This is a genomic window from Verrucosispora sp. ts21 (assembly GCF_002879555.1).
Classification (GTDB): domain Bacteria; phylum Actinomycetota; class Actinomycetes; order Mycobacteriales; family Micromonosporaceae; genus Micromonospora; species Micromonospora gifhornensis.
Window position 1 is genome coordinate 60659 of record NZ_PNOZ01000034.1, and the last position, 10419, is coordinate 71077.

The following is a 10419-nucleotide window of genomic DNA, read 5'->3' on the forward strand; positions in this document are numbered from 1 at the left end:
CGACGGACAGCAATGCGCCAGCCCTTGGTCGCAATGAGTTTCACACCAATCCACTCACCGTGATTTGCGCCACCCACCCGCCGACGCACACTTAGTGCCGCTGACGTGCATCGATGTAGTGAACGTGGCGGGCTGGCTCACCGAGCGGTGGGAGCGGATCCGATGGTGACCACGCGCGCCCACTGCGGCGGTGAGTCCGGCACGTAGTCGGGGTCGTCCTCGTCCCACCGCCTGATCCGCGGAAACAGCCCCACCACGGTTCGACACGGCGGGCGTGAGGTCGGCCAGGGTGTCTGCCCGTCGGTCAGTACGACGATGACATCCGGGCCCGGCCTGTCTCGAAGTGCCCTGGCGAAACCGGCGCGCAGGTCGGTACCGCCACCACCGATCAGGGGGATGTCCTCGGCTTGACACGTTGCGCGTACGACCTGGGGTGCCGCGTCACAGGGCAGCACGCTGACCAGGTCGCGGCGGCCACCCACGGCCCGGGAGATCGCGGCGACCTCGAGCAGGGCGCTGCCGAGCTCGGCGTCGCTGACCGAGCCGGAGGTGTCGATGACGACGCATACCCGTGGCGGCCGGCGTCGCAGCGCCGGCAGGACCACGCCCGGTGTGCCGGCGGAGCGCCGCGACGGCCGCCCGTAGGTGTAGTCCTCCCCCACACCGGGCGCGGATACTGCCGAGCGGACCGCGGCTCCCAGGAGTTCCCGCCACGGCTGCGGTGGATGGAACGCCCGTTCCGCCCACCGTCGCCAGCCCTGGGGGACGTCACCAGGTCGACCGGTGATGCCCTCGGCCACCCGGAACCGCACCGCGTCCCGTTCCTGCGGGCTGAGGGCGTGCGCGCCGTCCGGCCCGAGGTCCCACTGCCGTTGCCGTCCGTCGGCGCCGCTGCCACAGTCCAACCAGGCCAGATGCTGCAGCCGCGGCCCGAGCCGGAACTGCCGCAGATAGTCCTCCATCAGCTGGCCCGCGGGCAGCAGCAGGTCACCGGGCTCGACAGCGCCTTCCGGGCGGGCGAGCCCGTCGCCGAAGATGTCGTCGTTGATCTCGCAGTCCGCAGCGATGTTCATCCTCAGCCGCTCCCCCGGCCCGGTCAGCCCCTGTTCCCGTGCCACCCGATCGCTGCGCCCGTGGTGATCACGCAGCAGATGCGAGACCTCGTGCACCCACACTCCGGCGAGTTCCTCCACGGGTGTCCGGTCCACGAACCTCGGCGAGACGTAGCACCGCCAGTGCGGATCCACCGCCATCGTCGGCACCCACCGGGACTCGACCACGTGCAGGGCGAACAATGCCGTCGCCAGGTACGGCCGGACCCGGGCGGCGTGCAGCCGGGCGGTGAAGAGCTTGTCCCGGTCCAGCGTGTCGGCCTGGCCGGTGCTCATCGGCCGGTCCCCGCGACCGCCGCGACCCGGGCCGCCGTCCGGTCGGCCCGCCGGGACACCGAGACCGCCCCGGCGAGCTGCTCGATCGACGCGGGCACGTCCCAGCCTTCCTGACGCAACCGGGCGAGAGTGGACGCGGGCACCACCACCAGATCCGGGGCACCTGTCCGCAGCGCGCGAACCAGCACGTCCCAGGCCGCGTCCCAACGGGCCCGCTCCGGACGTCGGCGTACCGCCTCGACCACGGCGTCGAGGACGGCCTGACGCAGATCGCCGCGCTCGGGCAGCAGGGCGGCGTCCGGGTCGGCGAGCAGCACCTCGGGGTCGGGAAGGTCCATCCGATCCAGGCTGGCCAGCAGCTCCAGTCCGGGACCGTCACCGACGGCACCTCGGACCAGCAACGACAACACCTCCCGTGAGCAATCGGCTGCGGTCGCGAAGGCGATCAGGCGCAGCGTCATCTCCCAGCTGCGCGGTGACGGCCACGGGCCGCCCCGACCGGCCTCACCGGCGGGCAGCCGGTGCACGAGCGCCGGGCGTGCCGACAGCAGCCCGCACACGGCACGGCGTGCGAAGGTGACGGCCTCCGGCAGCCGCTGCGGATCGAGCCGCGGCAGCACCGCCCGGGGCCAGGTCCCGCCCAGCCCTCGTACGACGATCTCGTGGTCGTGGGTCCACTGCAGATGGACGAAGCGGTTCGCCAGCGGCGGGCTCAGCTCCCAGCCGTCGGCTGCCGAGGATCGCGGATTGGCCGCCGCCACGATGCGGACTCCGGCCGGCAGGCGCAAGCTGCCGATCCGCCGCTCCAGCACCAGACGGAGCAGAGCGGCCTGCACCGCCGGCGGGGCGGTCGACAGCTCGTCCAGGAACAACAGTCCGCGACCGGCGCGAACCAGGCGCACCGCCCAATCCGGCGGTGCCATCGGCACGCCCTGGTTCGCCGGGTCGTCGCCGACGACGGGCAGCCCCGCGAAGTCGGACGGCTCGTGGACACTGGCGATCACCGTCGTGAGTGGCAGGTCCAGGGATGCGGCGAGCTGCGTCAGCGCGGCGGTCTTGCCGATCCCCGGCTCACCCCACAGCAGCACCGGCAGGTCGGCGGCCACAGCCAGGGTCAGCGCCTCCAGCTGCGGGTCGCAGCGGATCTCGGTGCTGGTGTCGGCCAGCAGCGCGAGCAGGTCGGCGGCGACGTCGAGTTGCGGCATCGGGGTGGGGTCGATCGAGGTACGGGTGGAAGACATGTGTGATCACCTTGTGAGGTCGTCGTGGCTCGGCCGTGGGCCGAGTGAAGGGGAAAGGCGGTCCCGCAGGTCAGCGGGCGATCGCGTGACGTGGGTGTGAGCGGCTGGCCCGCTTGGGCTGCCAGTCCCGGGAGCAGGTGGCAGGTCCCGACCCGATCAATCCGGCGCGGAACAGCCCGTACGTGATCCGCCGCGACGCGGCGTTCTCCAGTTCCTCCCGCAGCTCCCCGTGGCGCAGCAGCGCATCGGGTCCGAGGAGGGCCTCGACGGCGGCCAGCGCGCCGGCCGTGTCCCCGTGGTCCAGTCGGGCACGGATGTCGGGAAGACACTGCGGGCTGCGGTGCGCCTCGTCGATTGCCCGCAGGCAGGCCAGCGGGTGGCCGGTCAGCGCGGCCAGCAACTCCTCCCGGCGGATCTCCGCCGGGTCGTGGTCGAGGGGTGTGAGCACACCGTCCACCAGGCCGATGCGGTGCCAAACGCCCCGGCAGGCCACGGGACGGGGCGCTGCTTCCGGGCCCGGGGAGGTCGGGGTGGCGGACGGTCGGTGACCGGGCACGAGCGCGGCGGCCACCAGCGGGTGCAGCCGGTCGACCTCGATCAACCCATGACGCAGCAGTTCCACATCCGGTGGCGTCCAGGTAGCCGCGTCGGGCAGCACCGGCACGCCGGGGACACCACCGGCCCGTGCGGCCTCGCCGAGGCGCGCCGCAGGCGGGTGTACGTCCGTGCCCGCCGCAGCGACGTCCACGACCAGACGACGCCGAGGGCCGAGCCGCACCACCACCGAACCGTTGGTGCGGCCCTCCTGCCGGAGCAGCAACGTCGCCTCGGCCACCCACTGGTCCACCGCGTAACCACGTTCCCGCAACGCGTCCCACGGCAGGTCGGGGCGCACCGTTGCCGCGTTGTCGGGGGCCCACGACGGCAGACCCGAACGGGTCCGCAACTCGTCGGTTCTCCGCGCATCCCACAGATGGCGATGCAGGTCCAGACGGAAGCGACGGTCCGGGCGCGGATGCGGATGCGAGCTGTCGGTCCTGTCGGAGAATTCGGCGGCCCACAACGCCAGGCTGATCCGCTGGCCCGCATCCGCCCAGGCCGGTGGAGTCCGGGCGACCAGGTGCACCGCCTCGACTCCGTCGTGTTCCGCCGGGCCGTACCGGGTCAGCGGGATGGTCAGGCCCGGGCGCAGCAGTCCGTCCGGAGCGATCCTCGGCATGTGCCAGCGCAGCAGGTCCGGCGCGAGGTGACGGAGATCGGTCCGCAACCGGGTGGCCAGTTCCCGGCCGTGAGTACGGGCAACGGCGCGCAGGTCCAGGTCGACGTCGACGCGGGCGGCGGCGCACGCCCCGGCCCAGTCACCGACGTGACGACGCGCAGTCGCGGCTTCGATCATGGACGGCGGTACGGCGTACTCACGTACGCGCCGCCAGAGGGAGAGACGGGAATCCGCGTTCGCGGTCGGGGAGCGCATCAGCACTCACCTTGTGCGAACCGGGCCCCCAATCTGAGAGAAGGTTTCATCGCGGCGGAGCATAACGTCCGCCGCGGGCTACGCCAAGACCCGATGTCGATCCGGGCACTGCCGCCCGACCCGCCCGCCGCACACCCCCGCTCTCCTGTCGGGACGGCGTCGCCTACGGTGCGATCGTGAGCCGGGTGATCGAGTCACCCTCCAGGGTGAACCGGTAGTGCAGGTCCGCCGAGCCACCCGGGAAGTTCCCCTCCAGATGCTGCAACACATCGAACTGCGCTGCACCGATCCGGTGAGCGCCGACGAATTCCGTGGTGTACGTGTACTGGCTGCCGGCGTTGCTCAGCCAGCTCCGGATGTCGTCCCGGCCCCGGTAGGTGTGGCCCTCGTCCGTCACCACCGCGTCCGCGGCGAACGCGCGTACGGCGGTCTCGGTGTCCCGGGCTTCGTGAGCGCGAAGGTACGCCGTGATCACGGTCGGCAACTCGGCCCAGGTGACGGCAGCTTCTCGATCTGGTGTCATGTTCATACCCCCCATGGTCAGGTCTCCCCCGGCGAGAAGGTCAAGTGCGCCGCTGCGGCGCCTCGGCCGGCGTCAGTCGGGAGTGAGTCGGAAGACCGGCCACCCGATCTCGGTACGCCACCGCCGGGCGTCCCCGGTGTCACGGGGACCCGCCAGGTATGTTTCGTGGACGGGCCCGTCGATGCCCAGGGCGTGTGAGACGACCCAGTCCCCCAGCCGGCCGTAGGTGACGTCGATGTCGTCGTGCGGGCCCGCGTGGACGGTCACGGCCAGGTCGGCCGCCGGGAACTCGACAACCTCCATCCGACCGCCGCCGCGCGGGCTGCGGACCGGCCGGAAGACTGTCATGACCCCGACGCCGTCGGTGAACAGTTCGTTGGCGTACCGGCCACCGGGTGGCCCGGCGCGTTCGCCCGGCGGGAAGGCGGCATCCAGCTCGTCCATGGCCGTGTCGAACCAGACGAGCGAGTCGTCGATCCGTACCGTCGCGCTGATGGCGACGACGGTCTGCGCAGGCACGGAACGCAGCTCGACGTCGAGTGTCGCGGCGTCCGGTTGCAGCAGTTGGCGCAGCGACACCACCGCCGCCCGCGTACGGTCGAGTTCGGCCTCGAGCCGGCGCAGGTGACCCGAGATGAGTTCGGCGCGCTGATGCGGATCGCCGGTCGTGATGATCGACCTGACTTCGGCCAGCGGCACGTCGAGCTCGCGGAGCCGGTGGATGACCTGCGCCGTCGCGATCTGGTCGGGCAGGTAGTACCGATAGCTCGTGTGCGGATCCACAGTCGCCGGCACCAGCAGCCCGGACTCGTGATAGCGCCGCAGGGTCCGCACGCTCAGCCGCGTCACGGTGGCGAACTCGCCGATGGTCAAGCCCTTGCGCAACGTCACGGTGTCATCCTCTCGCCTCCCCCGGGGAGAGGGTCGACATTCGGCGTCTCGACGGTCTCCCGCACGATCGCCCACCGGGCAGCAGATGCCGTACCCCGAAGGTCGGTCAGGCGGCCGGGAAGTCGGCTCCCCGGGACAGCGCTTCGCAGGCGCGGATGTCGTCGAGATTGCGTTCGAGCGTGGCGACGGCCGTGTCGAATCCGTCGCTGCCGAGCACGAGTCGGTGCGGGGGCGTGGCCTGGGTCATCGCGGCGATCACCGCCTGCACTCCGCGTTGCGGGTCACCGGGCTGCTTACCGTCCTGGTCGATCATGGCGGTGCGTACCTGCTCCAGCATCGGCAGGTACGCCGGGATGGTCTCCGCGACGGCTTCGTCGGCGAAGCCGGCGTAGGCGCGGGTACGGAAGGCGCCCGGCTCCACCGCCAGCACCTGGATGCCCAGCGGCGCGACCTCCGCGCGCAGCACCTCGGTGACGGCTTCGAGCGCGAACTTGGAGGCGCTGTAGTACCCGAATCCCTCGATACCGCGCAGCCCGGCCACCGATGACATGTTGATGATCCACCCACTGCCTCGGGCACGCATTCCGGGCAGGACCGCCCGAATGACCGAGAGTACGGCAAAGAAGTTCAGCTCGAACATGCGTCGGACGTCGGCGTCCGCCATGCCCTCGATCGATCCGAACCAGCCGCGTCCGGCATTGTTGACAAGCACATCGATGCCGCCGAAACGGTCTTCGGCAGCACGCACGGCCTGCTCGACAGCCTTGATGTCGGTGACGTCCATGGGCAGGATCAGGACGCGGTCGCCGTATCGCCGGGCCCACGGGTGCAGCTCGTCGGGCCGCCGCGTCGTCACCGCCACCTGATCGCCGTTGTCGAGGGCGGCCTCTGCGTACGCGATGCCGAACCCGCCCGGGGTGCCTCCGGTGACAAACCACGTCTTCATGCTCATTCCACTCCCCCGTTGACGGCACCGGACGCCCATTGGCTGGCGTCCGAGTGCCTGCGTGAACTCGTGCCTTCACCCGATTCTGAACGCTCCCCGTGCGGGAGAGTCCAGCGTCTCGATGTGATCGGCGAGCCGGGCGGCCCCGGTGAGCAGGGCACGGCCCCGCGCGGTGAGCTGGTCCCGCCACTGGCGCAGCGACGCGGCGAGCGGTTCGGCACCACCGGCTTCGCGTACCCGACGCAGCACCCCGGCGATGTGGTCGAGCCGGTATCCGCCGCGACGCAGCAGATGCGCGAGTTCGGCGTCACGGACATCGTCCGGGGAATAGACGCGGTAGCCGGTGGCCGCGTCGCGTACCGGCCGCAGAATGCCGGCCCGCTCCCACTTACGCAGGGTCGCCGGTCGTACGCCGAGCCGGTGGGCCAGCACACTGATCGGTACGGCGGTGCGGCGCTGCGGTTGCGGCGGCGAGCCGGTGAGCGTGGCGACGGCCGCCTCGACCGCGTCGAGGGTTTCCCGGTCGCGTTGCAGCAGCGCATGGCTGTGGTCGATGGTGCGCAGTGCCGCGTCGATGTCGCCACGGTTGACGGCACGCATGATGTCGCCGCTGGCCGCGTAGCCGTGGCCCGCAATCAGCGCGAGGTAGGCGCTCAGCGCGGTGGCGTGCACCTCGGTGAACCGCCGGTAGCCGGTCGGGCTGCGCTCGGCCGGCGGCAGGACGCCGTCTCGTTCGTAGTTGCGTACCGCCTGCGCGGAGAGGCCGTGACGGCGGGCGAGGTCGACCGGTCGGCGTACCCCTGGGTTGGAGGGTTTCGTGGCGGTCACCGTGCTCCATCGCTTGAAAGCCTCAATCAGTGGTTCAACGATACGGTTGATGCAATGACGCCGCTTCTCGACCTGTTTGCCGTACCGCCTTCCCTGCTCGCGCTCGGTGAGCCGACGCACGGCGAATCCGCCTTCCTCCAGATCCGCAACGAGGTCTTCCTCTCGCTGGCCGAGCACGGCTACCGGTCGATCGCGTTGGAGAGCGACCGAGCTGCCGGGCTGCTCGCCGACGAGTTCGTGCAAGGCTCCGCCACCGTCCCGCTCGAGCGTGCGCTCACCGAGGGGTTCAGTCACGGGTTCGGTGCCGCCCCGGCCAACCGTGACCTGCTGCTGCGGATGCGCGAGTGGAACGCCGGCCGGCCGGCTGCCGAGCGCCTGACGCTCCACGGCTTCGACGCCCCGCTGGAACTGGAGGGCGCCCCCAGTCCACGGCGTCACCTGGGCCGGGTGTGTGAGTTCCTCGGCCTGGACCGATCGGCGGAAATCGACGATCTGGTCGGCGACGAGACGCGATGGAGTGATCCGGCAGCGATCTGGGAGCCGGGCAGATCGGTCGGGTGTTCGGCCGACGCCCAGCGCCTACGGGTCATCGCCGACGACCTGCTGACCGAGTTGTACCTGCAGGCACCCCGTCGACCCGAGGGCTGGCAGGCGGCGTTCGTCCACGCCATGTCCGCCGTCGCGGTGCTGCGCTACCACGCCGCGGCTGCCGCACCCCTGACGCAGGAGGCACGCTTCGCCCGCCTGGCGGGGGTCCGGGACGCGCTGATGGCCGAGAACCTGCTCGCGATCCGGTCGGTGGAGGCACACCGCGGACCCACAGTGGTCTTCGCACCTTCAACGCCATCTGAGCACCATGACGATGGCCGGAACGGACCTGTCGTGGGCCGGCGCCGGCGCGATCGTCTCCTCGCTGCTGGGCGACCGGTACGCGGTGATCGTCGGTAGCCTCGGCGCGAGCCCCGCCCTCGGCATCGAAGCGCCCGCCCCGTCGACCTACGAGGGCAGGCTCCAGCAGGAGGGCACTCTTCCCCGCTTCGTTCGGGCATCCGAGATAGCGGCGGCCGAGCGGCGAACCCACGACTATCGCTACTTCCCCCTGGATCAGGCCACCATCGACCACGCCGACGCGGTGCTGCACATCCCGACCGGTGTCGACGCTGCCACGCTCGCCGAGCGGATCCTCGCACTGCCCGGCGTCGAGCAGGTCGTGGCCAGCGAGGAGAACGGATCACCCAAGGGTGCCTGGGGCGACCGGTTCTTCCACGTCGGCGCGGACCGCCGCCAACCGTTCGCCACCATCGTCGAACACGACGTGCCCGGCTTCGACGAAGCCTCCCAACTCGACCGCCCCGGCGTCCTCCGCCTCAACCTCGACCTCGGCCGCACCGAATTCGAGCGCCGGTTCGGCTTCCCACCCAAGGACTTCGAGGAACACCGGCACGAGTTCGACTTCGCCCGGCTGGACACCGTCGTGCCGCACCCGGGCTACGCCCTGTACGGCTTCGCCAGCGTCGTCATGCCCGGCCCGCACCTGCTGCCCGAGGTCGACCAGCTCCTCGCCGTCGCGCACGCCCGAGCGGTCGACCGCCACGAACGCGCCGTACGCCGGACGGCGGGCAAGCAGGAGTGAGGCCGCAAGCGGAACCGCCGCCCTGCTCGGCGCCGGTCGGCTCTCGCAACGCGCCTGAGCATCGGCGCTGATCGGCCCTCGCAGCGAGCCTGCGCATCGACGCCATGGGTGGCGATTCAGCCGAACCTCGTCCACTGCCCCTCGGACACCACTTCGACGGTGCCGTCGACGACCTTGATGGCCGTCTGTTCGTCGATGGCGTAGGCCGGGCCGCCGATGTCAGCCGCCCACCGCTGCGCGTCGGCCGGCGTGTTCGTGGGGAAGAGGTTCAGGTGCGGGAAGATCGAGAAATCGACGACGCCCAGAGTACGGTCATCCGGCGCTGCCGCCCATTCGACGAAGTACGCCCCGATCCGCGGCGCCATCACCATGCTTCCCGCACTCACCCCCACCCAGACGAGGTCGGGCAGCGAGGGCAGCAGATCGGCCAGCCCGGACTCCCGCATCCAGTGACACAGGTACGTCGCATCGCCACCGTCGACCAGCAGCACATCGGCCTCCCGAACCCAGGGCACCCACCGCTGCGCGCCGATGCTGGGCAGCGCGGTCAACTCCAGGACACCGAGCGAACCCCAGCCCAGGCCGGACAGGTACCGCCAATCGGAGGCCGGGTCGGCGGCCACCAGACCCCGCACCGACGCCGGCCCGCACATCGGGTGGCCCCACTGTGCCGTCGGGATGCAGAGGGCGCGGGACTCGGAGACCGGCTTACCGAGAAGCTCCCGGAGCGCGGTGTGGATGCTCGGGTTCGTCACACCGCCGGACGTCAGCAACAGCTTCACGACATCTCCAAGATCAAACGGAGGGACGATGCACCTCAGGGCCAGGGAGCCAGCCCATCGTAGGCCCGGCCACGCTCCGCCACGGTCCCGAAGACGGCCAAGATCACGCTCGATACATGATCGAGTGGCATCGGCGCGGCACCATCACCACGTGATCCCTGTTCGAGGGCGGTCTTGAGGTGCCGGGTCAGGCCACCGGGTCAGCGAACCGCTGGCGGATGAGCTCCGCGACGATCTCGCCGTCCTCGTCCGGCTTCAACTCCTGGAAGCCGATCGAGCCGTAGAGACCCCGGGCCAGGTCGTTCGACGTGTGTACGGACAGACGCACTGACAGTCGGGCCGCTCCATCAGCCAGCGCACCAGGGTCAGTACGGTGGCCCGGCCCAGCCCGGCGCCCTGCCGCGACGCGTCGATGACCATGCCACCGATCCAGTAGCTCTGGTCGTCGTCCCAACCCCACATGACGTGACCGGCGACTTCTTCGTCGGCGCAGACCGCCAGCGAGTGCCACACTCCTTCACGCAGACTGAGCAGCAGATATCGCGCGGCCGACGGGGCGACGAAGTCCCGTTGGTCGTCGCGAGGTACGACGTCCGCCACCGCTCGCCAGTTGTCGTCGTCGACAGGCTGCGTCGGTCCGCCTCGCCGGGGAGTGTCGAGTTAACGGCTGATCTTGGTTGTTGAGGTGGTCAGTTGTTGGCCGGGGTGAGTCG

11 protein-coding genes and 1 pseudogene are annotated in these 10419 nt (G+C 70.8%); 2 read left to right on the top strand and 10 right to left on the bottom strand.

Translation table 11 applies throughout. From position 1 onward, the window contains the following. Positions 1-137 precede the first annotated feature (137 nt). The 7 genes from C1A38_RS16535 to C1A38_RS16565 all read right to left on the bottom strand — a co-directional run bounded on the left by C1A38_RS16535 (position 138) and on the right by C1A38_RS16565 (position 7291). Positions 138-1388, bottom strand: coding sequence for a vWA domain-containing protein (locus C1A38_RS16535; RefSeq protein ID WP_102658721.1), 1251 nt, complete (start codon positions 1386-1388; stop codon positions 138-140). Then, positions 1385-2629: an AAA family ATPase gene (locus tag C1A38_RS16540; RefSeq protein WP_102658722.1), complete on the bottom strand. Its 1245-nt coding sequence runs from the start codon at positions 2627-2629 to the stop codon at positions 1385-1387. The genes C1A38_RS16535 and C1A38_RS16540 overlap by 4 nt, the downstream gene beginning before the upstream one ends. Positions 2630-2699: 70 nt before the next feature. Beyond that, a complete protein-coding gene (locus C1A38_RS16545) occupies positions 2700-4103 on the bottom strand; it encodes an amino acid adenylation domain-containing protein (RefSeq protein ID WP_102658728.1) in 1404 nt (467 codons plus the stop codon). Between the two features lie 163 nt (positions 4104-4266). Beyond that, complete coding sequence (locus tag C1A38_RS16550; protein ID WP_102658729.1) at positions 4267-4626, bottom strand: nuclear transport factor 2 family protein; 360 nt, start codon at positions 4624-4626, stop codon at positions 4267-4269. Positions 4627-4698: 72 nt separating this feature from the next. Continuing rightward, complete coding sequence (locus C1A38_RS16555; protein ID WP_102658723.1) at positions 4699-5517, bottom strand: MerR family transcriptional regulator; 819 nt, start codon at positions 5515-5517, stop codon at positions 4699-4701. Positions 5518-5623: 106 nt separating this feature from the next. Further along, positions 5624-6463, bottom strand: a complete 840-nt coding sequence (locus tag C1A38_RS16560; protein ID WP_102658730.1) for an SDR family NAD(P)-dependent oxidoreductase — start codon at positions 6461-6463, stop codon at positions 5624-5626. A gap of 75 nt (positions 6464-6538) precedes the next feature. Next, positions 6539-7291 carry a TioE family transcriptional regulator gene (locus C1A38_RS16565; RefSeq protein ID WP_102658724.1) on the bottom strand — a complete coding sequence of 251 codons (753 nt, stop codon included), beginning with the start codon at positions 7289-7291 and terminating at the stop codon, positions 6539-6541. A gap of 54 nt (positions 7292-7345) precedes the next feature. On the opposite strand from C1A38_RS16565, the gene C1A38_RS31845 reads away from it, so the two are divergent. Together C1A38_RS31845 and C1A38_RS31850 are read left to right on the top strand one after the other, a co-directional pair. Then, positions 7346-8239, top strand: a complete 894-nt coding sequence (locus tag C1A38_RS31845) for an erythromycin esterase family protein (RefSeq protein WP_233196864.1) — start codon at positions 7346-7348, stop codon at positions 8237-8239. Beyond that, positions 8154-8924, top strand: a complete 771-nt coding sequence (locus C1A38_RS31850) for a DUF6194 family protein (RefSeq protein ID WP_233196865.1) — start codon at positions 8154-8156, stop codon at positions 8922-8924. Before C1A38_RS31845 ends, C1A38_RS31850 begins: the two co-directional genes overlap by 86 nt. Positions 8925-9040: 116 nt before the next feature. Here the strand turns inward: C1A38_RS31850 and C1A38_RS16575 are convergent, their stop codons facing one another. The 3 genes and pseudogenes from C1A38_RS16575 to C1A38_RS32435 all read right to left on the bottom strand — a co-directional run. Next, the gene (locus tag C1A38_RS16575; RefSeq protein ID WP_102658725.1) at positions 9041-9706 is read right to left on the bottom strand and encodes a Type 1 glutamine amidotransferase-like domain-containing protein; all 666 of its coding nucleotides are present in this window, start codon (positions 9704-9706) and stop codon (positions 9041-9043) included. A gap of 187 nt (positions 9707-9893) precedes the next feature. Further along, positions 9894-10034: a GNAT family protein gene (locus C1A38_RS31855; RefSeq protein WP_233196866.1), complete on the bottom strand. Its 141-nt coding sequence runs from the start codon at positions 10032-10034 to the stop codon at positions 9894-9896. A gap of 56 nt (positions 10035-10090) precedes the next feature. Beyond that, positions 10091-10168 (bottom strand): annotated as a pseudogene (locus C1A38_RS32435) (GNAT family N-acetyltransferase); the annotation flags it as partial. Positions 10169-10419: the final 251 nt, after the last annotated feature.

Coding starts and splice junctions, on each gene's coding strand:
- C1A38_RS16545 (WP_102658728.1), bottom strand. CDS start 4,103: ATGCGCTCCCCGACCGCGAACGCGGATTCCCGTCTCTCCCTCTGGCGG.
- C1A38_RS16540 (WP_102658722.1), bottom strand. CDS start 2,629: ATGTCTTCCACCCGTACCTCGATCGACCCCACCCCGATGCCGCAACTC.
- C1A38_RS31850 (WP_233196865.1), top strand. CDS start 8,154: ATGGCCGGAACGGACCTGTCGTGGGCCGGCGCCGGCGCGATCGTCTCC.
- C1A38_RS16535 (WP_102658721.1), bottom strand. CDS start 1,388: ATGAGCACCGGCCAGGCCGACACGCTGGACCGGGACAAGCTCTTCACC.
- C1A38_RS16560 (WP_102658730.1), bottom strand. CDS start 6,463: ATGAAGACGTGGTTTGTCACCGGAGGCACCCCGGGCGGGTTCGGCATC.
- C1A38_RS31845 (WP_233196864.1), top strand. CDS start 7,346: ATGACGCCGCTTCTCGACCTGTTTGCCGTACCGCCTTCCCTGCTCGCG.
- C1A38_RS16550 (WP_102658729.1), bottom strand. CDS start 4,626: ATGACACCAGATCGAGAAGCTGCCGTCACCTGGGCCGAGTTGCCGACC.